General features: G+C 70.0%; 21 protein-coding genes and 1 pseudogene. 16 read left to right on the top strand and 6 right to left on the bottom strand.

What is annotated here, in order from left to right:
• Positions 1-2: 2 nt before the first annotated feature.
• Positions 3-2558 (top strand): ComEC/Rec2 family competence protein, encoded by a 2556-nt coding sequence (locus RUH65_RS08045; protein WP_313816831.1) that lies wholly within the window; start codon positions 3-5, stop codon positions 2556-2558.
• Positions 2559-2568: 10 nt separating this feature from the next.
• On the top strand, positions 2569-3573 hold the full coding sequence (holA, locus tag RUH65_RS08040; protein ID WP_313816824.1) for a DNA polymerase III subunit delta: 1005 nt from the start codon (positions 2569-2571) through the stop codon (positions 3571-3573).
• A gap of 82 nt (positions 3574-3655) precedes the next feature.
• Here the strand turns inward: holA and rpsT are convergent, their stop codons facing one another.
• Together rpsT and RUH65_RS08030 are read right to left on the bottom strand one after the other, a co-directional pair.
• A complete protein-coding gene (rpsT, locus tag RUH65_RS08035; protein WP_313816823.1) occupies positions 3656-3922 on the bottom strand; it encodes a 30S ribosomal protein S20 in 267 nt (88 codons plus the stop codon).
• Between the two features lie 138 nt (positions 3923-4060).
• Positions 4061-4324: a hypothetical protein gene (locus RUH65_RS08030; RefSeq protein ID WP_313816822.1), complete on the bottom strand. Its 264-nt coding sequence runs from the start codon at positions 4322-4324 to the stop codon at positions 4061-4063.
• Positions 4325-4452: 128 nt separating this feature from the next.
• Between RUH65_RS08030 and lepA the strand changes: the two genes are divergently transcribed.
• Together lepA and hemW are read left to right on the top strand one after the other, a co-directional pair.
• Positions 4453-6312 (top strand): translation elongation factor 4, encoded by a 1860-nt coding sequence (gene lepA / locus RUH65_RS08025; RefSeq protein ID WP_313816820.1) that lies wholly within the window; start codon positions 4453-4455, stop codon positions 6310-6312.
• An 18-nt stretch (positions 6313-6330) separates the two neighbouring features.
• Complete coding sequence (hemW, locus tag RUH65_RS08020) at positions 6331-7611, top strand: radical SAM family heme chaperone HemW (RefSeq protein ID WP_313816819.1); 1281 nt, start codon at positions 6331-6333, stop codon at positions 7609-7611.
• Positions 7612-7620: 9 nt separating this feature from the next.
• Here hemW and RUH65_RS08015 read toward each other — a convergent pair whose 3' ends face one another.
• Entirely contained in the window at positions 7621-8052 is a 432-nt protein-coding gene (locus tag RUH65_RS08015; protein WP_396179832.1) for a DUF4870 domain-containing protein, read from the bottom strand.
• A gap of 91 nt (positions 8053-8143) precedes the next feature.
• Positions 8144-9010: a DUF3097 family protein gene (locus RUH65_RS08010; protein ID WP_313816818.1), complete on the bottom strand. Its 867-nt coding sequence runs from the start codon at positions 9008-9010 to the stop codon at positions 8144-8146.
• Positions 9011-9267: 257 nt separating this feature from the next.
• Between RUH65_RS08010 and hrcA the strand changes: the two genes are divergently transcribed.
• From hrcA to RUH65_RS07960, 10 genes are all read left to right on the top strand, one after another.
• Positions 9268-10281: a heat-inducible transcriptional repressor HrcA gene (hrcA, locus tag RUH65_RS08005; protein WP_313816817.1), complete on the top strand. Its 1014-nt coding sequence runs from the start codon at positions 9268-9270 to the stop codon at positions 10279-10281.
• Between the two features lie 51 nt (positions 10282-10332).
• A complete protein-coding gene (gene dnaJ, locus RUH65_RS08000; protein WP_313816816.1) occupies positions 10333-11478 on the top strand; it encodes a molecular chaperone DnaJ in 1146 nt (381 codons plus the stop codon).
• Entirely contained in the window at positions 11475-12299 is an 825-nt protein-coding gene (locus RUH65_RS07995; RefSeq protein WP_313816815.1) for a 16S rRNA (uracil(1498)-N(3))-methyltransferase, read from the top strand. The genes dnaJ and RUH65_RS07995 overlap by 4 nt, the downstream gene beginning before the upstream one ends.
• A 30-nt stretch (positions 12300-12329) precedes the next feature.
• Positions 12330-13346 carry a PhoH family protein gene (locus RUH65_RS07990; protein WP_396179828.1) on the top strand — a complete coding sequence of 339 codons (1017 nt, stop codon included), beginning with the start codon at positions 12330-12332 and terminating at the stop codon, positions 13344-13346.
• Positions 13336-13809, top strand: a complete 474-nt coding sequence (gene ybeY / locus RUH65_RS07985; protein WP_313816814.1) for an rRNA maturation RNase YbeY — start codon at positions 13336-13338, stop codon at positions 13807-13809. Before RUH65_RS07990 ends, ybeY begins: the two co-directional genes overlap by 11 nt.
• Positions 13809-15182: a hemolysin family protein gene (locus RUH65_RS07980; protein ID WP_313816813.1), complete on the top strand. Its 1374-nt coding sequence runs from the start codon at positions 13809-13811 to the stop codon at positions 15180-15182. The genes ybeY and RUH65_RS07980 overlap by 1 nt, the downstream gene beginning before the upstream one ends.
• Positions 15179-16144, top strand: a complete 966-nt coding sequence (gene era / locus RUH65_RS07975; protein WP_313816812.1) for a GTPase Era — start codon at positions 15179-15181, stop codon at positions 16142-16144. The genes RUH65_RS07980 and era overlap by 4 nt, the downstream gene beginning before the upstream one ends.
• A gap of 270 nt (positions 16145-16414) precedes the next feature.
• The gene (gene leuA / locus RUH65_RS07970; RefSeq protein WP_313816810.1) at positions 16415-18211 is read left to right on the top strand and encodes a 2-isopropylmalate synthase; all 1797 of its coding nucleotides are present in this window, start codon (positions 16415-16417) and stop codon (positions 18209-18211) included.
• Entirely contained in the window at positions 18211-19023 is an 813-nt protein-coding gene (gene recO / locus RUH65_RS07965) for a DNA repair protein RecO (RefSeq protein WP_313816809.1), read from the top strand. The genes leuA and recO overlap by 1 nt, the downstream gene beginning before the upstream one ends.
• A 17-nt stretch (positions 19024-19040) precedes the next feature.
• Positions 19041-19847, top strand: a complete 807-nt coding sequence (locus tag RUH65_RS07960; protein WP_313816808.1) for an isoprenyl transferase — start codon at positions 19041-19043, stop codon at positions 19845-19847.
• Here the strand turns inward: RUH65_RS07960 and RUH65_RS07955 are convergent.
• On the bottom strand, positions 19829-20944 hold the full coding sequence (locus tag RUH65_RS07955) for an alpha/beta hydrolase (protein ID WP_313816806.1): 1116 nt from the start codon (positions 20942-20944) through the stop codon (positions 19829-19831). The genes RUH65_RS07960 and RUH65_RS07955 overlap by 19 nt on opposite strands.
• Before the next feature lie 65 nt (positions 20945-21009).
• Here RUH65_RS07955 and RUH65_RS07950 point away from each other — a divergent pair, with 65 nt between their 5' ends.
• Positions 21010-22089 (top strand): quinone-dependent dihydroorotate dehydrogenase, encoded by a 1080-nt coding sequence (locus RUH65_RS07950; RefSeq protein WP_313816805.1) that lies wholly within the window; start codon positions 21010-21012, stop codon positions 22087-22089.
• A gap of 90 nt (positions 22090-22179) precedes the next feature.
• Here RUH65_RS07950 and RUH65_RS07945 read toward each other — a convergent pair whose 3' ends face one another.
• A complete protein-coding gene (locus tag RUH65_RS07945) occupies positions 22180-22773 on the bottom strand; it encodes a DUF3043 domain-containing protein (RefSeq protein ID WP_313816804.1) in 594 nt (197 codons plus the stop codon).
• 75 nt (positions 22774-22848) lie between these two features.
• Between RUH65_RS07945 and RUH65_RS07940 the strand changes: the two are divergent.
• A pseudogene (locus RUH65_RS07940) lies at positions 22849-23245 on the top strand (hypothetical protein); the annotation flags it as partial.

The following is a 23245-nucleotide window of genomic DNA, read 5'->3' as shown; positions in this document are numbered from 1 at the left end:
CAATGCAGGCGCGGGGCAGGGTTCCGGCCGCCGTCGACCTCCGGCTGGTCCCCGCAGTGGTACTGACCCTCGCGGTCTGTCTGGCGATACCGCTGATTCCCTACGACGCCGCACTCCTGGTGCCGTGGGTGCTGGCAGTCCTGGCTCTGGGCGCGACCGGCCTGATGATGTGGGCCTCCGCTGGTCGGGGCCCCGACCAGGGCCAGAGCCAGGCCCAGAGCCAGGGCCAGGCGCGTCGGCGCGGCCGCACCACCGCCATCACGGCCCTGGCCGCCATCGCCCTCTGGGTCGCGGCCGTCGCCGCCGTCCAGGCAGTGGGTGATCGCGCACCGGTCTGGGGCTCGGGCTGGGAGGATGCGGTGGCCGCCGAGCGGCCGTTGCGGCTGTCGGGTGAGGCCGCCGGGCCGGCCGTCCTGCGTACCGGTACGTTCGGTGACAGCTGGCATCTCACGGTGACCGTGCAGGCGTTCGGGCATCCGTCCCGTGAGCTTCCGGGTGGGGCCGAGGTGGTGGTGTCCGGCGGTCAGGACTGGGACAGGCTGTCAGCTGGCACGGCGGTCTGCTTCACCGCCGCACCGGAGGCCGAGGGGGCCACGGTGTTCGCCCGGGCCTCCACCGCACCGCAGACCGGGTCCTGCTCCAGTAGTGCCGGGGCGCCCGGGACGAACGGAGCGCCCACGGGACGGGACATCGTCCGCGTGGCTGTGCACCAGGCGGCCGCGGGGACCGTCGGCACGGCGCCCCAGCTGCTGCCCGGGCTGATCCTGGGCGACCGGTCCGCGCAGGAACCCGAGCTGGACGAGTCCATGAAGACGTCCGGGCTCAGTCACCTTTCGGCCGTCAGCGGGGCGAACTGCACGCTGATCGCCGGAGCCGTCACCATGGCGTTGAGGTCGGTACGGATCCGCCGACCGGTCGTGCTCGGCGCGGTCCTCGGGGTGCTGTTCGTCTTCGTGATCGTCGTGGGTCCCGAGCCCTCGGTGATCCGGGCGGCCGTGATGGGAGCCCTCGGCGCATGGGCCGTGTTCTTCGGCCGGGGCCGCCAGGCGCTGCCCCTGTTGTGCCTGGCGGCCAGCGTGCTGCTGTGCTGGCAACCGGGGCTCGCCGGGGAACCGGCCTTCCAGCTCTCCCTGGCAGCCACGGCCGGCATCGTGTTGGCGGCCCGGCCCGTCGAGCAATGGCTCACCGCCGTCCTGCGCCGCGCGCTGCCGGGTCCTGTGGCCGGCATCCTCGGCGCCGCCCTCGCCGTGACCGTCACCGCACAGGTCGCGTGCCAGCCCATCCTCGTCGGGATGACCGGCGAGTTCAGTGCGTACTCGGTGCCGGCCAACCTGCTGGCGGCGCCCCTCGTCCCCTTCGTCACCGTGCCCGGGACCTTCGTCGCCGTCCTGGCGGTGCCCTGGCCCGGACTCGCGGGCGCGGTCTTCTGGGTGGTGGGTTGGCCGGCCGCGGGGATCGGCTGGATCGCCTCCGAGGTCTCCGGCTGGCCGGGCGCCCTCCATGCGTGGCCGGAGGGGCCTCTGGGCGCCGGCCTGGTGCTGATGCACGTGGCCGCCGCCCTCGCCCTCTTGTGGCTGCTGATGCGTTGGGAGCGCAGTCGTCCGGCTCGGGTCCGGCGCCTCGGCCCGAACGGCAGGCCACGTCCGGCACCGGCCGGCCACCTCCGCTGGTCCCTCGCCGCGGCGTGGACCACGGTCTGCGCGGCCGCCGGCAGCCAGCTCGGCCTGGTCATCGCGCCACCCTCCGGATCCCTGCCGGCCGACTGGTCGCTGGCCGCCTGCGATGTCGGCCAGGGGGACATGCTCGTCCTGCGGACGGGAGAGCGGGCCGCCATGGTGGTGGATACGGGCCCGGAACCAACCGCGGCAACCGGCTGCCTGGACGGGATCGGGGTGGAACGGGTGGACCTCTTGGTGCTGTCCCATCTGCACGAGGACCATGCCGGGGCCGCGGCGGACATCATCGGATGCTGCAGCCCCACCGAGGTCCTGTACTCGACGATGGAGTCGTCGCCCGGTCCCGGCATCCCCGACGGTGCCCGGCAGCCGGTTCCCGGGGAGACGGGCAGGGCCGGGGACTGGCCGGCGTCGGGATACGGGGTGGACTGGGCCGTGCTGGAGGCGGACCCCGGCGCGGCCAACGAGAACGACGCCTCATTGCAGATGACCGCCACCGTGCACACCCCCGAGGGTGACTACACCGTGCTGTTGACGGGGGACATGGAGGAGGAGGCCAGCCGGGCGCTGCTGGGCCGGGACGTGCTGCCGGACTCCGTGGACGTGCTCAAGGTGGCCCACCACGGTGCCCGCAACGGGGGCCTGGACGTGGTGCGGGCCGTGGGCCCGGCACTGTCCGTGGTCCAGGTGGGCCGGGACAACGGCTATGGCCACCCGCACCCCTCCGTGATCGGGGAGCTGGAGCGGCACGGGCCGGTGATCCGCACCGACCTCCACGGGACCACGGTGGTGTCCCTGCGGGACGGGGCGCTGGTGCCCACCCTCACCGGCGCGAGGGCACCCGAGGCCGCCGGCACCCGGTCGGCGGGCGGGGACGGATAGGATGGAAACCATGCCCGCACCGAGTCGAAGCCGACGATCCACGAGTTCCGGAGCAGACTGGCGCACCGTGAGTCCGGCCCCGATGATGCTGCTGAAGGGACCCGAGGACTTCATCGCCGCCCGGGTGATCGACCGGGTCCGCACCGCCCTCCGGGAACAGGACCCGGGCCTCGAGGTCCACCGCGTGGACGCGGCCGACTACGAGGGCGGCCAGCTCTCCGTCCTCGCCAGTCCCTCCCTGTTCGGTGAAGCCAAGATCCTGCACGTGGAGGGGCTCCAGGACATGAACGAGGCGTTCTTGACGGACTGCCTCGACTACGTCGGACATCCAGCCGAGGACGTCACGCTGATCCTGCGGCACACCGGAGGCAACCGCGGAAAGAAGCTGCTGGATGCTGCCACCGCCGCCGGTGTGCTCGTGGACTGCCAACCGATCAAGTCCGACGCCGAGAAGTCCGATTTCGTCCACGGCGAGTTCCGGTCCCGGCGCCGCTCGATCGATCCGGAGGGGGTCCGTTCCCTGCTCGATGCCGCCGGTGGCTCGCTCACGGACCTGGCGGCCGCCTGCCAGCAACTGGCCGAGGACACGGAGGGCACCGTCACGAGCCAGATCGTGGACCGCTACTACGGCGGCCGGGTGGAGGCCACGGCCTTCCGGGTGGCCGATGCCGCCATCGAGGGGCGGGCCGGGCAGGCCACCGCCCTGTTGCGGCATGCCCTGGCAACCGGGGTGTCCGCGCCGGCCATCACCGGCGCCCTCGCCATGAAGACGCGCCAGATCGCCCGGATCGTGGATGCCCGCGTGGGCCAGGGCCAGATCGCCGGTGTGCTGGGCATGGCCCCGTGGCAGGCCAAACGCGTGGCCGAGACCGTCCGGTTCTGGAACCCCGCCACGATTGCGGCAGCCATCGAGTGGGTGGCCCAGGCGGACGCCGAGGCCAAGGGCCTGTCCAAGGACGCTGACTATGCGGTCGAACGGGCCGTCACCCGGATAGCCCTGACCGCGCGACGGTAGTGCTTAACCACGAAGCCCCCGTCCATCAGGACGGGGGCTTCGCTGCCTCAACCCCTCAGGGGCCGGGCCAGATCTGAGAGGCTCAGGCCTCGATCTTGTTCACGCGCTTGGCGATGCCGGACTTGCGGTTGGCAGCCTGGTTTTGGTGGATGACACCCTTGCTCGCAGCCTTGTCCAGCTTCTTGCTGGCCAGGGCGACGGCGGAGGTGGTGGCGGCCTGGTCGCCCGCGGCGACGGCCTTGTCCACGGCGCGGATGGCGGTGCGCAGCTCCGACTTCACCGCGTTGTTACGCAGGCGGGCCTTCTCGTTGGTGAGAATGCGCTTCTTCTGGGACTTGATGTTTGCCAAGGAAAGGTCTTTCTGTTGTCTTCTGACGTGGTCGGTGAGGGGTAATCCCGAATCCGGCGACTGAGCGGCGTGGGGATACCTGTTGAGCCGTTCCGGGAGTGCCCGTCGACCTGCGCGGACACACAGCTGGTGAGTCTATCACGACCACTCGTTGCGGTGGCGGAGCTCCCGGGAGGCGACGTTGGTGCGGTCCCTGCTCGTCAGCTGCGCGGCGAGCAGGTGGTGGGAGTAGGCCACCTGCGCCCGGCCGTGGAAATCACCGGGATAGTCCGTGACGGCGCCCGGTCCGCTGCTGCCCCGTCCGCCACCGCGGTGGCGCGATGCGGGCGGCCGCTGCACCCGCCGGGCGAGGCGTGCCACCCCGCGGCCGATGCTCAGGAGCCGGTCGACGTTCAAAGCCATGTCCACAAGCTACCAACCGGTGCTGCCGGGCCGCCGTGTCCGCGGAAACGTGGAAGAATGGTGGATCAGCCTCCCGCTGGTTCCAGGGGTTGGCCAACCCCTGTTGTCAGAGTCGAAGGAAGATGCCCGTGTCGCCCATGGCGAGCAACGCCCCCGCGCCCGCCGCCACCGATCCCGCGGTCATCAGAAATTTCTGCATCATCGCGCACATCGACCACGGTAAGTCGACCCTGGCGGACCGCATGCTGCAGTCCACCGGCGTGGTCCAGCCGCGGGACATGAAGGCCCAGTACCTGGATCGCATGGACATCGAGCGCGAACGTGGCATCACCATCAAGTCGCAGGCCGTGCGCATGCCCTGGAGCCTCAACGGCACCGACTTCGCGCTCAACATGATCGATACGCCGGGCCACGTGGACTTCACCTACGAGGTGTCCCGGTCCCTCGCGGCCTGTGAGGGGGCCATCCTGCTGGTGGACGCGGCCCAGGGCATCGAGGCGCAGACCCTGGCCAACCTCTACCTGGCCATGGAGAACGACCTGGCCATCATCCCCGTGCTGAACAAGATCGACCTGCCCTCCGCCGACCCGGACCGGTATGCCGCGGAGATCGCGGGACTCATTGGTTGCGAGCCGGAGGACATCCTCCGGGTCTCCGGCAAGACCGGCGTCGGGGTCGAGGAACTGCTCGATCGTGTGGTGGAGGTGATCCCCGCTCCCGCGGGCCAGCCGGACGCCCCGGCCCGGGCCATGATCTTCGATTCCGTGTATGACACCTACCGGGGCGTGGTCACCTATGTCCGCGTGGTGGACGGCAAGCTGTCCCCGCGCGAGAAGATCAGGATGATGTCCACGGGGGCCACCCACGAGCTCCTCGAGATCGGGGTGTCCTCCCCGGAGCCCAAGCCCTCGAAGGGGCTCTCCGTCGGCGAGGTGGGCTACCTCATCACCGGGGTCAAGGACGTCCGCCAGTCCAAGGTCGGTGACACGGTGACCGGTGCGGGCAATCCCGCGCAGGAGCAGATCGGCGGCTATGAGGATCCCAAGCCGATGGTGTTCTCCGGGCTGTACCCGATCGACGGTTCCGACTATCCCGTGCTGCGTGACGCCCTGGACAAGCTCAAGCTCAACGACGCCGCCCTGGTGTATGAGCCCGAGACGTCCGTGGCCCTCGGCTTCGGTTTCCGCGTGGGCTTCCTCGGCCTGCTGCACCTGGAGATCATCCGTGAGCGCTTGGAGCGCGAGTTCAACCTGGATCTGATCTCCACGGCGCCGAACGTGGTCTACGAGGTCACGAAGGAGGACAAGACGGTGGTCACGGTGACGAACCCGTCCGAGTTCCCCGAGGGCAAGATCAACGAGGTCGCCGAGCCCATGGCCTCGGCGACGATCATCGTCCCCAGCGAGTTCATCGGTTCCGTCATGGAGCTCTGCCAGGGTAAGCGCGGCCAGATGAAGGGCATGGACTACCTCTCCGAGGAGCGCGTGGAGATCCGGTACTGGATCCCGCTGGCGGAGATCGTCTTCGACTTCTTCGACCTGCTCAAGTCCCGCACCAAGGGCTATGCCTCCCTGGACTGGAAGGCCGACGGCGAGCAGACCGCCGACCTGGTCAAGGTGGACATCCTGCTCCAGGGCGAGACCGTGGACGCGTTCAGCTCCATCACTCACAAGGACAACGCCTATGCCTATGGCGTGATGATGACCGGCAAGCTCAAGGAGCTGATCCCGCGCCAGCAGTACGAGGTGCCGATCCAGGCTGCCATCGGCTCGCGCATCATCGCCCGAGAGAACATCCGCGCGATCCGCAAGGATGTGCTCTCCAAGTGCTACGGCGGTGACATCTCCCGTAAGCGCAAGCTGCTGGAGAAGCAGAAGGAGGGCAAGAAGCGCATGAAGATGGTCGGCCGCGTGGAGGTCCCCCAGGAGGCCTTCATCGCGGCGCTGTCCTCGGACGGCGCTGGCTCCGAGACCGGCGCCAAGAAGTAGGGCGGGGACGAACACACCTTGCCTTCGATCCTTCCCCTCGGCGACCCCGCGCCCGACGACGGCCGGTTCCCCGCAGCGGTGGGGAACCGGGTGCGTGCGGCGGCCGAGGCCGGCGAGCCGCGCACCTTCAGCCTCTACGTGCACGTCCCGTTCTGTTCGGTGCGGTGCGGCTACTGCGACTTCAACACCTATACCGCCGAGGATCTCGGTCCCGGCGCGTCCCGGACGTCCTACGCGGACACCGTGGCCGGTGAGCTGGACTTCGCGGCGCAGGCGCTGGACGGTTCGACGATCCCCCCGCGCACGCTGGACACCGTCTTCTTCGGCGGCGGCACACCCACCCTGCTGCCTGCCGCCGACCTGGTCCGCATCCTCGGCCGGGCCCGCGACGTCTTTGGGATCACGCCCGGCGCGGAGATCACCTCGGAGGCCAACCCCGACTCGGTGTCCCTCGGGTCACTGCGGGAGATGGCCGCCGGTGGGTTCACCCGGGTCTCCTTCGGCATGCAGTCCGCCGTCCCGCACGTGCTGGCCACGCTGGACCGCACGCACCGGCAGGAGAACGTCCCGGCCGCCGTCGGCTGGGCCCGCGAGGCCGGCCTGGAGGTGTCCCTGGACCTGATCTACGGCACACCGGGGGAGTCCCTGGAGGATTGGCGCACCACCGTCGAGGCCGCACTGGCCCTGGCCCCGGATCACATCTCGGCCTATTCGCTCATCGTGGAGGAGGGGACCAAGTTCGGGGCCTCCGTGAAGCGCGGGACCGTGCCGGACGTGGATCCGGACGACCAGGCGGACAAGTACCTGCTGGCCGAGCGGCTCTTCGCGGAGGCGGGCTACCGCTGGTACGAGATCTCGAACTGGGCGCACGACCCCGAGGACCGCGGCATCCACCGGGCCCGGCACAATGTGGCCTACTGGCGGGACCAGGACTGGTGGGGTGCCGGCCCCGGCGCCCACTCACACCTGGCCGGCGTCCGATTCTGGAACGCCAAGCATCCGGCGGCCTACGCGCAACGACTGGCCACCGGGATCTCCCCGTCCGTCGGCCGGGAGGAACCCGATGCCGAGGCGCGGTTCCTGGAGCGCGTCATGCTGGGCGTCCGGCTCTCGGACGGACTGCCGACGGCCGCCCTGGAGGAAGCGCCCGACGGCGGTGCCCGGGCGCGCCAGGAGATCGCCGCCATGATCGGTGAAGGGCTGCTGGACGGACGGGCGGCGCTGGCCGGCCGGGTGGTGCCCACCCTGCAGGGACGGCTGCTGGACGACGCGATCGTCCGGCGACTCGCCGGGTTCTGACGTGTCCGCCTACTGGATCAGGCGCAGGTTCAGCGGGTAGCGGTAGGGTCGGCCCTTGTTGCACTGGATGCCTGCCGCCACGCCGGAGACGGTCATGAACAGCCACAGGAGCATGGCGACGATCCCGAAGATACCGCCGACGATCGGGATGAGGGCCAGCAGGTTCGCCACGATGGCCAGCACCGTGGGCGGCAGCGTGAAGTTCAGCGCCTCCTTGGCCTCCTGGGCCGAGAACGGCCCGCGGTGGCGGAAGACCAGATAGATCACCAGGGAGGGGATGCACCCGAGGAAGCCGCCGAAGTGGGCGAGGGTGGCCCACTGACGGTCCTCGGCCGGCGTCAGCGGCTCGGCGTGGTCGGGTGAACCCTGCAGCTGCTGGTCGCGCCGGGGGGCGGCGCCGGGGCGCGGGCGGTGCGGACTGCCGGGCTGCTGCTGGGACACGTCCTGGGCCTTTCCGTTCGGAGGTGATGGGTGGCGTTCGGTCGCCAGTGTACCGCCGGGTTCCGGGAGTTCCCTGCAGGTCGGTGTGCGGTCAGTGCTCGACGGCGGTCAGGAAATCGATGACCTCTTCCACCCGCCCCAGCAGGGTCGGCTCCAGATCGGCATAGGTCCGCACCTGGGACAACAGCCTCTTCCAGCCCAGGCCGATGTCCTCCTTGGTCCGGTGCGGCCAGCCGAGGCCGGCGAGGATGCCCGTCTTCCAGTCCTGGCCCCGGGGCACCACCGGCCACGCGCCGATGCCCAGGACGGCGGGCTTGATGACCTGCCAGACGTCTACGTAGGGGTGGCCGACGATCAGTACGTTGCCGCGGGCCCCCGGCACCTTCAGGGCCTCGGTGGCGATCCTCTCCTCCTTGGACCCGGTCACGAGGTGGTCCACGAGGATGCCCAGCCGGCGCTGCGGGCCGGGCGAGAACTCCGTGATCGCGCCGGCCAGGTCGTCCACGCCGTGCAGCGGCTCCACGACGATGCCCTCCAGCCGGAGGTCCTCGCCCCAGACCTTCTCCACGAGTTCGGCGTCAAGAAGCCCTTCGACCCAGATGCGGGACGCCCGCGCCGTGCGGGCGTGGTCCACGCGCAGGGAGCCCGACGCCGTCCGGGCCGGCTTCGCGGGGGAGGCGCCGGAGGCGCCACCCGGTGCGGGGGCCACCACCTCGACGGGCTCACCGTCCACGAGGAAGCCATAACCCAGGGGGAAGGACTTCGCGCGTCCCCGTCGGTCCTCCAGGACGACCAGGTGCACGCCGCCGGACTTCTCGACCCGCAGGACGGCACCGGTGAAGCCGGTCTCCGTGTCCTCCAGGACGGCGCCCTGGTTCGCGGGGACCTGCTCTACGGAGCGGGCGGTCGGGCGGAAGCCGCCGTCGAGGGTGCCCGGGCCCCAGCTGTTCCATTCCACAGGCACCGACGCTAGCAAGAGGACCGCGCGTTCCCGGGGAGCGGCTCGCGCGGTGCGTGCGGCTCGCGGCCGGCAGAGGGCCGACAGGAGAAGTCAAAGAGGAGGAGGTCAGGGGAGGCAACCGCCGGGCGTCCTCCGGCACGAGGGGAACGGGCTCCGGGACGAGGGGCACGAGTGGTACGCCGATTGGACACACGGTCTAGACTTGGCACTTCAAAGCGTCGAGTGCTAACCCGGATGACAGGCAGGAGGAACCGATGAGCGAACAGCCGCGCCGCATGCAGGTGCTGCAGGCCATCGTGGAGGACTACGTGTCCTCCCGCGAGCCCGTCGGCTCCAAGGCCCTGGTGGACCGCCACCAGTTGGGCGTGTCTTCGGCCACCGTCCGCAATGACATGGCCGCCCTCGAGGAGGAGGGGCTCATCGTGGCCCCGCACACCTCCTCCGGGCGCATCCCCACGGACAAGGGCTACCGGATCTTCGTGGACCAGATCTCCGAGGTGAAGCCGCTGTCCGCCGCGGAGAAGCGCGCGGTGCAGACGCTGCTGGACGCCAATGGGGACTTCAACGAGATGATGGCCCGCACCGTGCGGCTGCTCGCGCAGCTCACCAACCAGGTGGCCGTGCTGCAGTACCCCCATGTGGACTCCTCCACCATCCGGCACATCGAGTTCGTCTTCCTGGCCCCCCGCCGGGCCCTCGTCGTGGTGATCCTGTCCACCGGGCAGGTGGACCAGCGGGCCTTCGGCCTCGAGGTTGAGGCCAACGAGACGTCCCTGACCGTGCTGAAGCAGCAGTTCCTGCGCTACCTGGACGGGCTGACCCCGGTCCAGGCCGCCGAGGGACTCCGGCTGGCGCTGGCCGAGGTGCCGGCGGAGGACCGGGACCTCGCCGTGGCCTTCGCCGTCCAGCTCGACCAGATGTTCGCGGCACGCCGCGAGGACCGGATCATCATGGCCGGCACCGCCAACCTGGCCCGCTCGACCGGGGACTTCCCGTTCTCGATCGGCCCCATCCTGGAAGCCCTCGAGGAACAGGTCGTGTTGTTGCGCCTGCTGACCGAGATGGAGCAGGATGTGCGTGGCCTCAGTGTGCGCATCGGGTCCGAGAACACCGGCTCACTGTCCGAGGCGTCCGTCGTCGCCGCAGGTTACGGCCCCGGCTCCGGCGCCAAACTCGGCGTCGTGGGCCCCACCCGCATGGACTACCCGGGCACCATGACCGCCGTGCGGGCGATCGCCCGGTACCTGTCCCGGATCTTGTCGCAGTAGCGGCCAGGTCCCTCATCCACCACCCCACCACCGGAAGGAACACCGCAGACCGTGGCTGACCATTACGAGGTGCTCGGCGTTGGCCGGGACGCCTCCGCCGAGGAGATCAAGCGCGCCTACCGCAAGTTGGCCCGCAAGCTCCATCCCGATGTGAACCCGGCTCCCGACGCCTCCGAGGAGTTCAAGAACGTCACGCGTGCCTACGAGGTCCTCTCGGACCAGGAGAAGCGCCGCAACTATGACGCCACGGGCCATGAGAACGGCACCGGTGGCATGGGCGGCGGTTTCGGTGGCGCCGATTTCGGTGGATTCCAGGACATCTTCGAGACGTTCTTCGGCGGAGGCGGCTCCGGCGGCATGGGCGGTGGCCGGGGCGGTGGTCCCGCCAGCCGTGCGCGTCGAGGGCAGGACGCCCTCATCACGGCGAAGCTCGACCTCAGCGATGCGGTCTTCGGCACCGAGAAGACTCTCGAGGTGGACACCGCCGTGGTGTGCCCCACCTGTGACGGCAGCTGCAGTCAGCCGGGCACGCACCCGGAGACCTGCACCATCTGCAACGGCCAGGGCGCCATCCGCCGGCCGGTCCGCTCCATCCTCGGGACCGTCATGGCGTCCGAGACCTGCTCGGCCTGCCAGGGCTTCGGGACCGTCATCCCGGATCCGTGCCGTGAGTGCTCCGGGCAGGGCCGCATCCGTGAGCGCACCTCACTGACCATCAAGATCCCCGCCGGTGTGGCCACGGGGACCCGGATCCAGCTCGCCGGCCGCGGCGAGGCAGGTCCCGGTGGCGGCCCGAATGCCGACCTCTACGTGGAGATCGAGGTGCGTCAGCACGAGGTGTTCGTCCGCGACGGCGACCACCTGCTGGCGACGATGAGCGTGCCGATGGCCGCCGCCGCCCTGGGCACCACGCTCACCCTGGACACCTTCGACGGCGAGAAGGAGGTGCCGGTGAAGGCCGGCACGCAGTCCGGAGAGGTACAGACCCTCAAGGGCCTGGGCGTCGGGCGGTTGCGCAGCTCCGGCCGTGGCGATCTCAAGGTCACCCTGCGGGTGGAGACCCCCACCAAGCTCGACGACGAGCAGCGCGCCGTGCTGGAGCAGCTGGCCGGCCTGCGCGGCGAAGACCTGGTGCACGGCACCACGGAGCACCGCGGGTTGTTCTCCAAGTTCCGGGACAACCTCAAGAACCTGTGAGCAACCCCCTCTTCTACGTCGGTGACGGCGAGCTGGCCCCCGCTTCGGCGGGGACCACCGTCGTGGTCTCGGGTGCCGAGGCCCGGCATGCTGCCCAGGTCATGCGGCTGTCACCGGGGGAGCGCGTGGATGTGGCGGACGGGTCCGGCCGGCGCGTGAGCGGCACCGTGCGCTCCGCGGCGCCCGACCGGCTGGAGGTCACTGCCGAGACCGTTCACGACGAGCCGGCGCCGAACCCCGAACTCGTCCTCGTCCAGGCCCTCGCCAAGGGCGACCGGGACCTGCTGGCCATCCAGACGGCCACGGAGCTGGGCCTCGACGCCGTGTACCCCTGGCAGGCCGAGCGTTCCATCGTGCGGTGGAAGTCTGGGAAGACCGGGAAAGCCGACAAGACCGCCAAAGCGTTGGCCAAGTGGGAGGCGGCACTGCTCTCAGCCGCCAAACAGGCACGCCGCACCCGGGTGCCCCGCACGGAGCAGGTGCTCGACGGCGTCGGGGTCGCCTCGGTCTGTGGCCCCGGCTCCCTGGTCCTCGTCCTGCACGAGGACGCACGGACGTCGCTGGGCGAGGCCGTCGCCGAGTCGGGGCTGCTGGCAGGTCAAACCGTCGCCGAGCGACGACCGACAGGCCACGCCGTGGAACGGATCGTGCTGGTGGTCGGCCCCGAGGGGGGCCTCAGCCCGGCGGAGACCGCGGCGCTGGCCGAGGCCGGGGGGCTCCCCGTGCTGTTGGGGCGCCATGTGCTCCGGTCCTCCACGGCCGGGCCGGCCGCCGTCGCCGTCCTCCAGCAGTTGCTGGGACGGTTCGGGCCGCGGACGTAGACTGGCCTCGTAGTCCTCACGTCTCACCCTTTGTCCCACCAGCCAGGAGCTGAAGCACCTCCCTTGAGTCTTTCCACGGAACGTGACCACATCACCATCACCTTCGCCTCGGCGGAGACCATGGTGCGGACCTTCGGCCCGCAGGACCTGTTGCTGCGCATCCTTGACGGCCTCTATCCGGATCTGGCCGTCTCCGTGCGCGGCGAGGACTTGGAGGTGGAAGGCCCCGCACCGGAGGTGCAGCAGGCGCGCCAGGTGATCGAGGACCTGCACGGCCTGGCCCGGCGCGGCACCTCGATCACCCCCGAGGTCATCGAACAGGTGACCAGCCTGGTGCGGGGTGGCTCCGGGGCCCAGGCCTCCGGACTGCTCTCCGCCTCGATCCTCTCCAGCCGGGGCCGCCAGATCCGGCCCAAGACGGCGAACCAGCAGCACTACGTGGAGAGCATCGACCAGAACACCATCACCTTCGGACTCGGTCCCGCCGGCACCGGCAAGACCTACCTGGCCATGGCCAAGGCGGTCCAGGCGTTGCAGGCCAAGGAGGTCAACCGGATCATCCTCACTCGGCCGGCGGTCGAGGCGGGGGAGCGGCTGGGGTATCTGCCGGGCTCACTCAGCGAGAAGATCGACCCCTACCTGCGGCCGCTCTATGACGCCTTGCATGACATGGTCGAACCCGAGTCCATCCCGCGGCTCATGGCGGACGGGACGATCGAGGTGGCGCCCCTGGCCTACATGCGCGGGCGCACGCTCAATGACGCGTTCATCATCCTCGACGAGGCCCAGAACACCACGGTCGAGCAGATGAAGATGTTCCTGACGCGTCTCGGCTTCGGCTCTCACATGGTCGTCACCGGCGATACCAGCCAGGTGGACCTCCCGCGGGGGACGCATTCGGGCCTGGCCGAATCCGTGTCCATCCTGGAGGGTGTGGAGGACATCGCCGTCATCCGGCTGCAGTCCGTGGACGTGGTCCGCCACCGCCTCGTGAGCCGGATCGTGGACGCCTACGAGAACGCCGGGAGGACTTCCGATGGCCATTGAGATCGTCAACGAGTCCGGCGTTGAGGTCGACGAGGAGTCGCTGCTCGCCCTGTCCCGTTCCCTCCTGGAATCGCTGCACGTCCATCCGGGGGCGGAACTCTCCGTGGTGTGCGTGGACGAGGCGGCCATGGAGCAGCTCCATCTGGAGTGGATGGACCTGCCGGACGCCACGGATGTCATGAGCTTCCCCATGGACGAGCTCCGCCCCGGCACCGCCGAGGACCCGAGCCCGGAGGGGCTGCTGGGCGACGTGGTGATCTGCCCTCAGGTCGCCGCCGCCCAGGCCGCCCGCGGCGGTCACTCCGCCGCGGACGAGGTCCTGCTGCTGCTGGTCCACGGCGTCCTCCACCTGCTCGGCTTCGACCATGAGGAGCCGGAGGAGAAGGCCGAGATGTTCGCCCTCCAGCGCCAGCTGCTCAGTGACTACCTCGGCCGCCCGGCCCCGGACCCCACCGAAGCCTGATGCTCACGTCGCTCACCCTGGCGGTCCTGCTGGCCGCATTGCTGTTCCTGTCCTGGATCCTCGGTGTCGCCGAGGCCTCCTTGGGCTACCTGTCCCGCAAGGAGGCCGAGGGGATCGCGATGCGCCGCCCGCGCAGTCCGATCCTCACGGTGATGGCCCGCTTGCCGGAACACCTGCACGCACTGCGGTTCTGGCGGCTGTTCGCGGAGACCACCGCCGCCGTGGCCGGCACCCTCTTCATCCACTCCCTCACCGGGACCATCTGGATCACCGTCCTGTTGTCCCTCCTGCTGATGGGGCTGGTCGCCCTGCTGCTGACCGTGCTCTCGCCGCGCCAGGTGGGGACCAAGCACGACGTCGCGGCCGCCCAGCGCACCGCGGGGCTCGTCCGCTTCCTCACCTCCCTGCTCGGCTCGCTGCCGGCCCGCGTGGCGGCCCCCGGCCCCAGATCGGAGGACGAGGAGGAGGAGGCCGCCGAGATCGAGGAGCGCCACTTCCGCGAGTTCGTCGCCCGGGCCAACGACGCCGACGTCCTGGAGGATGCCGAAGCCGAGCTCATCCGCTCCGTCTTCGACATGGGGGACACCCTGGTGCGCGCCGTGATGGTGCCGCGCACCGACGTCGTCACCGTCGAGACCGGGACCACCCTGGAAGACGCGATGAACCTGTTCCTGCGCTCCGGCTGCTCCCGTATCCCGCTCATCGGGGACAACGCGGATGAGGTCTTCGGCATGGTCTACCTCAAGGACGTGGCCCGGGCGCTGCACCGTGGCCTGGGGGATGGTGCGGCGGATCCGGCCAGCCCCGTGGACGCCGTGGCCCGGGACGTGCGCTTCGTCCCCGAGTCCAAGCCGGTGTCGGTGCTGCTGCAGGAGCTCCAGCGCGAGTCCACCCACATCGCGGTCGTGGTGGACGAGTACGGCGGCACCGCCGGCCTCGTGACGCTGGAGGACCTCATCGAGGAGATCGTCGGCGAGATCTCGGACGAGTACGACCGCCAGGACCGTCCCGAGGTCGAACCCCTCGAGGACGGCTCGTTCAGCGTGGATGCCCGGATGGGCATCGATGACTTCGCCGAGCTGTTCGGCATGGACCTGGACGATGAGGAGGACGTGGACACCGTCGGCGGCCTGCTCGCCAAGACGCTGGGCCGCGTTCCCATCCAGGGCTCCCACGTGGCCGTCCAGGGTATCGAGCTGACGGCCGAGTCCCTGCAGGGCCGGCGTAACCGCGTGGCGCGCCTGGTGGTGCGGGAGTCCCCGCGGGACGGTGGCCATGCCCGACGCCGGCCCGGCACCGACCTGCTGCCCGCCCACCTGACCGATCGCGACGCCGCCTCGGCATCCACCCCAGCCTCCCGGGAGACCCCATGACGACCCTGTTCGACCCCAGCAACGCCCCGGAGGGCTTCCGCGCCGGCTTCGTCTCCCTGGTGGGCCGGCCCAACGCCGGCAAGTCCACCCTGACCAACGCCCTGGTGGGGGAGAAGGTCGCCATCACCTCCTCCAAACCGCAGACCACCCGGCACACCATCCGCGGGATCGTGCACCGTGAGGGCTTCCAGCTGGTCCTCGTGGACACCCCCGGGCTGCACCGTCCCCGGACTCTGCTGGGTCAGCGGCTGAACGACCTCGTCACCCAGACCCTCGGAGAGGTGGACGCGGTCGGCTTCTGCATCCCGGCGGACGAGAAGATCGGCCCGGGTGACCGCTACATCGCCAGTCAGCTGGCGCTGCTCAACCGCAAGCCCGTGGTCGCCCTGGTGACCAAGACGGACAAGGTGAAACCGGACGCCATCGCCGCCCAGTTGCTCGCCGTCACCGCCCTCGGTGACGAGGTGCTCGGGCCGGAGAACCAGGGGGCCGGTTTCGCCGCCGTCGTGCCCGTCTCCGCCGTCCAGGGCCACCAGGTGGAGGACGTGGCCAAGGTCCTGGCCGAACGACTGCCGCTGTCTCCGCCGCTCTATCCGGATGGCGAGCTCACCGACGAGCCCGAGCTGACCATGGTGGCCGAGCTGATCCGCGAGGCGGCCCTGGAGGGCGTCCGGGACGAGCTGCCGCACTCGGTGGCCGTGGTGGTCGACGAGATGAACCCCCGCGAGGGACGCCCCGCGGACCGCCCGCTGCTGGACATCCACGCCAACGTGTTCGTGGAGCGGGACAGCCAGAAGGCCATCATCATCGGCAAGGGCGGCTCCCGCCTCAAGGCCATCGGCTCCCAGGCGAGGGGCTCCATCGAGAAACTGTTGGGGACCGCCGTGTACCTGGACCTCCGGGTGAAGGTGGCCAAGGAATGGCAGCGCGACCCGAAGCAGCTGGGCCGGCTCGGGTTTTGATCCCGTCGGTCCCGGCGGTGCTAGGCTGAAATCATGTTCGACCGACTGGACCTCGCCGGGATCACCCCGGACACCGTTGAGGGGCTGCTACTACGCCGCCGCAACGGGGCTGAGCCGTCGGTCGTGGCGCCCGCCACGCTCTGACGCACTGGGGGCATCGCACCCTGGCCGGGCCGGAACCCCGTTGCGGAGGTAGCTCCACGGCCCTTCCACCAGCCAGACCCCTCCGGTGCACGCACCGGGTTTCACGAAAGGCAGGCGTCCAGCCCCATGCGCAACTTCCAGAAGTCCTCCGGGATGAAGTTCCAGAAGTACACCCCCTTCCAGGACCAGATCGAGGTTCAGCTGCCGGACCGCACCTGGCCGGACCAGGTCATCACCCAGGCTCCCCGGTGGTGCGCGGTGGACCTGCGGGACGGCAACCAGGCCCTCATCGACCCCATGGGTCCGGACCGCAAGATGCGGATGTTCGAACTCCTCGTCTCGATGGGCTACAAGGAGATCGAGGTCGGCTTCCCCTCCGCCTCCCAGACTGATTTCGACTTCGTGCGCCAGTTGATCACCGAGGATCGCATCCCCGAGGACGTCACCATCCAGGTGCTCACCCAGTCCCGTGAGCACCTCATCGAGCGCACCTACCAGGCCCTCGAGGGCTGCCACCGGGCGATCGTGCACCTGTACAACTCCACCTCGGTGCTCCAGCGGCGCGTCGTGTTCCGCGAGGACATGGACGGCATCGTGGACATCGCCACCACCGGCGCCCGCCTGTGCCGCAAGTATGAGGAGCAGATGACGGGCACGGAGATCGTGTACGAGTACTCGCCGGAGTCCTTCACCGGCACCGAGCTGGAGTTCGCCGCCCGCATCTCCAACGCCGTCGGTGAGATCCTCGAGGCCTCCACGGATCGCCAGATGATCCTGAACCTGCCCGCGACCGTGGAGATGGCCACCCCGAACGTCTACGCAGACTCCATCGAGTGGATGCACCGCAACCTGGAGAACCGCAGCGGCATCATCCTCTCGCTGCACCCCCACAACGACCGCGGCACGGGTGTGGCCGCTGCCGAACTGGGCTACATGGCCGGAGCGGACCGCATCGAGGGCTGCCTGTTCGGCAACGGGGAACGTACGGGCAACGTGGACCTGGTGACCCTGGGCATGAACCTGTACAGCCAGGGGATCGACCCGATGATCGACTTCTCCAACATGGATGAGATCCGCCGCACCGTGGAGTACTGCAACCAGCTCCAGGTCGCGGAGCGCGTGCCCTACGGGGGAGATCTCGTCTTCACCGCCTTCTCCGGCTCCCACCAGGACGCCATCAAGAAGGGATTCGAGTTCATGGACGCGGATGCCGCGGAGGCCGGCACCGACCGGGACGGCATCCCGTGGGGCGTCCCCTACCTGCCGATCGATCCGCAGGACCTCGGCCGCTCCTATGAGGCCGTCATCCGGGTGAACTCGCAGTCCGGCAAGGGCGGTGTGGCCTACCTGCTCAAGAGCGAGCACAACCTGGACCTGCCGCGCCGCGCCCAGATCGAGTTCTCCCACGTCATCCAGAACATGGCCGACTCCCAGGGCGGGGAGGTCACCGGTGACCAGCTGTGGCAGGTCTTCCAGGACGAGTACCTGCCGTCAGAGTCCGCGGCTGACCACACCTCCCGCTGGGGCCGTTACCGCCTGGGCTTCGTCAGCTCGAAGACGGAGGAGGACGGCAGCTTCACCATGACCGCCGAGGTGGAGGTGGACGGCGAGAAGCGTGAACGCACCGTCACCGCCAATGGCCCGATCGCCGCCCTCGTGAAGATCTTCGGCGACGATGGCCTGGACATCCGGGTACTGGACTACTCGGAGCACGCGCTGTCCGAGGGGGGATCGGCGATGGCGGCCGCCTATGTCGAATGCGCGGTGGGGGATCGCGTGCTCTGGGGTGCCGGCCTGGACTACAACACCACCATGGCCTCGCTGAAGGCGGTTGTCTCCGCCGTCAACCGTGCCCTCCGGGACGATGAGGAATTGGCTCAGGCCGTGGCCGGTGTGGGGGCCGGGACGGACTCCAGGGCCTAGTGTCCGGTTCGGGTGGACGCGCATCGGGGCGGGGTGGCGCGGGGTACGCGGCGAATAGCTACCGCACGCAGGCCCTGGTCCTGCGCACCTACAAACTCGGTGAGGCCGATCGCATCATCGTGCTGCTGACCCCCGGCCACGGCCAGATTCGGGCCGTGGCCATGGGGGTCCGCCGGACCACATCCAAGTTCGGCGCCACCCTGGAACCCTTCATGCTCTCCCGGCTGCAACTCGTGCGCGGACGGAATCTGGACATCATCACGCAGGCCGAGTCCGTCACTCCCTACGGGCAGTGGATCGCCCAGGACTACGACGCCTACTCCGCCGCCTCCGCCATGGTCGAGACCGCCGAGCGGCTGACCGTGAGCGATATCGGGGAGGTGGACGAGCACGGTGGCAGGGTGGAGGCACCCAGTCAATACCGGTTGCTCCACGGGGCGCTGGCGGCCCTGGCCCGGGGCACCCATGCCCCCCGGTTGTTGTTGCACTCCTACCTGCTGCGGTCCCTGGCCACCGCCGGCTGGGCCGCCAGTTTCACCGCCTGCTCCAAGTGCGGAGCCCCCGGGCCCCACCGCTCCGTGAATGTCACCCTCGGTGGCAGCGTCTGCGACGACTGCCGCCCGCCCGGCTCGGCGACGCCGGCCCCGGCCACCGTGGAACTGCTCGCGGCCCTGCAGTCGGGCCGGTGGGAGGTCGCCGACGTGGCTCCGGACCAGGCACGCCGGGAGGCGGCCGGTATCGTGTCCGGGTACCTCCAGTTCCACCTGGAACGCCACCTGAAGTCCCTGTCCGTCATGGACCAGAGCCCCTGAACCCGAGGACCGAGCCCATGCCCTCCCGCCCCTCTGCCCGCCGGCCTGCCCACGCCGAACCGTATCCGCACCCCTCGGGGGCCCGGCCGCCGCAGATGGATCCGCGATTCATCCCCCGCCACGTGGCCATCGTCATGGACGGCAACGGGCGGTGGGCCAACCAACGCGGACTGCCGCGCACCGAGGGCCACCGGGCCGGGGAGGCCGCCCTGCTGGATGTGATGGCCGGTGCCGTGCAGCTGGGCATTGAACACGTCTCCGTCTACGCGTTCTCCACCGAGAATTGGAAGCGGTCTCCGGAAGAGGTCCGCTTCCTCATGGGCTTCTCCCGGGATGTGCTGCGCCGTCAGCGGGACACCCTCGATTCGTGGGGCGTCCGGATCCGCTGGAACGGCCGCCGCCCCCGGCTGTGGACCTCCGTGGTCAAGGAGCTGGAGGTCGCCGAGGAGCAGACCCGCGGCAACACCCGGTGCCATCTGACCATGTGCGTGAACTACGGATCCCGCGCCGAGATCACCGATGCCGTCCAGGCCATCGCCCGCGAGGTCGAGGCGGGCCGGCTGACCTCCTCCGGGATCCGCGAGGAGACGATCGCCCGTCACCTGGACGAGCCCGACGTCCCGGACGTGGATCTGTTCGTGCGCACCTCCGGCGAGCAGCGGCTGTCCAACTTCCTGCTCTGGCAGTCGGCCTACGCCGAACTCGTCTTCCTGGACACGCTGTGGCCGGACGTGGACCGCACGACCCTGTGGGATGCGGTGGAGGTCTATGCCCGCCGCGATCGCCGGTACGGGGGCGCGGTGGATCAGGCCGGGCCCGCGTAGGCCTCCAGCCAGTGGAACATCTCGCGAGCGGCGTCACGCCGGATGGCCGGTGATGAAGCCATCACGTCATGCAGGGCACCGGCATGCCGGACGACTGTGACGTGCCGACCGAGACGGGTGGCGCGCTGGGCCAGGATCTCCACGTCCAGCACGATGTCCGCGGCTGTCATGTCCTGCCGCCATCCCGCCGAGAAGACCGTGCGGTCCGAGAGCATCACGTAGACCGGCGCCGCCAGACTGAGCCCATCAGCCACAGCGGCATGGCCCGCCATGACGGCCTTGAGCCAGCCGCCGGGCACCTCGAAGGAGTATCGCGGACGCCACAACGGGTGGAGGTCCCACTCGCCGTCGGCGGCGGCGGACACCGTGCGCCAGTAGTGGTCCACCCGGGGCAGCTTGAGGAAGTTCTTCGGCTGCAGCCACACCACCGGGTCCAGGACGGCCGTGGCCATGTGGCGGACCAGCGCTGACCCCTGCATCTCCAGCCACGGGCTGTTCAGCACCAGCGCCCGGGCCCGGCCGGGATGCCGGGACGCCCACAGGGAGAGGGTGAGCCCGCCGGTGGAATGGCCCATCAGCACGGGGGCCCGCGGGTGTTCGAGGCCGATGATCCGCAGGGCCTGGCCGATCTCGTCGTCATACACCTCGAGGTTGTCCGCCCACCCCGGCGTCTGCCCTGGGCGCAGCGACCGGCCGTACTTACGCAGGTCCAGCGCGTAGAAGGCGTAGCCGCGCTCCTCGAAGTGGCCGGCGAGCGGCGCGTTGTAGAAATAGTCCGACCAGCCATGGACGTACAACACCGGAATGCGCGACGTCGGCCGGGCGACGCTGGCCGGCGGCTCACCCGGAGCGTCGCTGGCCTCTCTCGCGGCGCCACTCGCCGGCGTGCGGACCGGAGCGGACACAGGTGTGCGCGCCGTCCGGATCAGGGTCGCCGCGTTGGGGCCCTCCTCGTCCACCTCAAGGGGGATCGTCAGGCGCTCGAAGCCCTCCAGCAGATCCGGGACCCACACCCCCGGCGGGGAATCTGTCAGGAGCGTGGGCTCCGCGAAGGGGGAGAACGGGGTGTCCCCGGACGGCTGGTCGGTGGCGCTCATATGAACGCCATGCTAGGGCCGAAACGTGGGCTGGACCAGCACGGGAATCGTGGTTCCATAAGTGCATGACTGCTCTGCCGCGCGAGGCCCGCCTCTATCCCGCCTTCTTCAACACGTTCTTCAAGGGCATGGACGCCGAGAAGGCGCACCATGTGGGCTTCTCGATGATCCGGGCGGCCGAGTCCACCGGTGCCTCGGCGGCCCTGCGCCGGGCGACGCGGCCGGCAAAGACGTTGACGACCCGGGTGATGGGTCTCGACTTTCCCTCGCCGTTCGGGCTTGCGGCGGGCTTCGACAAGCAGGGCCTGGGCACGGCGGCCCTGGCCGACCTCGGCTTCGGCCATATCGAGGTCGGCACCATCACCGGTGAGGCACAACCGGGCAACCCCGCGCCGCGGCTGTTCCGCCTGGTCGAGGACAAGGCACTCATCAACCGGATGGGTTTCAACAACGACGGAGCCCGCGCGGTGGCTCCTCGGCTGAAGACCACCCGGCAGACGCTGACCCGGCGTTTCGGCCGGCGTCGTCCGGTGCTCGGGGTGAACATCGGCAAGACCAAGGCGGTGGCCCTCGAGGACGCGACACAGGACTACCTGGCGTCCACCGCTGCACTGGCCGTCCACGCCGACTACCTCGTGGTGAACGTGTCCTCACCCAATACGCCGGGACTGCGCCAACTGCAGGACATCGAGGCACTGGCTCCGCTCTTGGCGGCGGTGCGCCGGGAGGCGGACCGGACCACGGGCCGCCACGTGCCGCTGGCCGTGAAGATCGCCCCGGACCTGGCGGACGACGACGTGGACTCGGTGGCCGCGATGGCCGTGGACCTGGGCCTGGACGGGGTCATCGCCACGAACACGACGATCTCCCGGGACGGGTTGTTCACGCCCGCTGCGGAGGTGGAGGCCATGGGCGCCGGAGGCCTGTCAGGTGCACCGCTGAGGGGACGGTCGCTGGAGGTGCTGACCAGGCTGCGTGGCACGCTGCCTCACTCGGTGGCCCTGATCTCCGTGGGTGGTGTCACCAGCGGGGCGGACGTGCGTCAGCGACTCGAGCTCGGGGCGGATCTGGTGCAGGGCTATACCGCGTTCCTCTACGAGGGGCCCTTCTGGGCCGCCCGGATCAACCGCGAGCTGGCCCGGTAGTCGAGTGCCGGGGCCCGGCGCCGCTCTCCGAAGGCCCGCAGCCGGGCCCCGTCGGTGTCCGACGAGGTCCCGGCGGCCTCCTGGCGTGGCTCAGTCGGGGAAGTGACCGCGCTTGGTCTGCGGCTTGGGCAGGCGCAGCTTGCGCAGCTGCATGGCCCGCATGACGCCGTACCAGCGCACACCGCGCTCGACCTCGCCGAACTTCTCCGCCAGACGCTTCTTCAGCTGGAAGGAGATGAGGACGCCTTCCAGCACCACCAGCAGCACGATGGCCCAGAGGGAGAAGGTCAGCCAGATCTGCAGATCGGACTGGGGCAGGAAGGCCAGAAAGACGTAGACCAGCACGATCACCATGAGCCACTCGCCCACGCCGGTGCGAGCGTCCACCCAGTCACGGGCGTAACGTTTCTGCGGGCCACGGTCGCGCAGCGGCATGTTCCGCTCATCGCCGGTCTCCATGGCCACGCGCATCTTCTGACGCTCGAGTGTCTCCGCATCGCGAGCCGCCTTGCGGGCCGCCTTGCGGTCCTCCGGCACCAGCGGACGGCGGCGGGCGGCCTCCCGCTGCGCGCGCGTGGGCGTCGGCCCCTTCTTGGCCTGATGGCGCGCGGCCGTCTGCTCGGGGGTCTCGATCACGGGCGCCGACTCAGGGGCGGGGGTCTCGGTCTTCTTGCGTCCAAACACCCATCCATTCTAGGCGGAGCCGAGGCCTCCCGAGGTCACGGCTGTGACGGCCGTCATCTCGCTAGGCTGGGTCGCATGCCTCAGACGTCCCAGACCCCGCCCGCCCTGCCCCTCGATCCAGAGACGGTGGCTCGCATCACCGCTGCCGTGGAAGAACGACTGCCGCAGACCGTCGCCACACTCAAGGAGCTCGTGGCCATCCCCGGGATCGCCTGGGACTCCTTCGACCGCGCTCCGCTCGAGCGCTCCGCGCAGGCCGTCGCCGAACTCATCCGGTCGTTGGGTCTGCAGGACGTGGAGATCCTGACGGAGACGTTGGTGGAGGCCGACGGCACGGAGCGCCCCGGGGGACCGGCCGTCGTCGCGCGCCGTCCGGCGCAGCGCGCCGCCGCCCAGCGGCCCGACGGCCTCATCGGGCACACCGTCTTCTGGGGCGGGAGGGTGCGCCTGGCGCGGGCCTTCTCGTACAACC

The sequence above is a fragment of the Citricoccus sp. genome (genome assembly GCF_032154715.1).
Taxonomy (GTDB): domain Bacteria; phylum Actinomycetota; class Actinomycetes; order Actinomycetales; family Micrococcaceae; genus Citricoccus.
Note: the sequence above shows the minus strand (reverse complement) of the source record. Positions and strands in the feature narration are given on the sequence as shown.

Coding starts and splice junctions, on each gene's coding strand:
- RUH65_RS08045 (WP_313816831.1), top strand. CDS start 3: ATGCAGGCGCGGGGCAGGGTTCCGGCCGCCGTCGACCTCCGGCTGGTC.
- holA (WP_313816824.1), top strand. CDS start 2,569: ATGCCCGCACCGAGTCGAAGCCGACGATCCACGAGTTCCGGAGCAGAC.
- RUH65_RS08030 (WP_313816822.1), bottom strand. CDS start 4,324: ATGGCTTTGAACGTCGACCGGCTCCTGAGCATCGGCCGCGGGGTGGCA.
- hrcA (WP_313816817.1), top strand. CDS start 9,268: ATGAGCGAACAGCCGCGCCGCATGCAGGTGCTGCAGGCCATCGTGGAG.
- ybeY (WP_313816814.1), top strand. CDS start 13,336: ATGGCCATTGAGATCGTCAACGAGTCCGGCGTTGAGGTCGACGAGGAG.
- RUH65_RS07980 (WP_313816813.1), top strand. CDS start 13,809: ATGCTCACGTCGCTCACCCTGGCGGTCCTGCTGGCCGCATTGCTGTTC.
- era (WP_313816812.1), top strand. CDS start 15,179: ATGACGACCCTGTTCGACCCCAGCAACGCCCCGGAGGGCTTCCGCGCC.
- leuA (WP_313816810.1), top strand. CDS start 16,415: ATGCGCAACTTCCAGAAGTCCTCCGGGATGAAGTTCCAGAAGTACACC.
- RUH65_RS07960 (WP_313816808.1), top strand. CDS start 19,041: ATGCCCTCCCGCCCCTCTGCCCGCCGGCCTGCCCACGCCGAACCGTAT.
- RUH65_RS07955 (WP_313816806.1), bottom strand. CDS start 20,944: ATGAGCGCCACCGACCAGCCGTCCGGGGACACCCCGTTCTCCCCCTTC.
- RUH65_RS07950 (WP_313816805.1), top strand. CDS start 21,010: ATGACTGCTCTGCCGCGCGAGGCCCGCCTCTATCCCGCCTTCTTCAAC.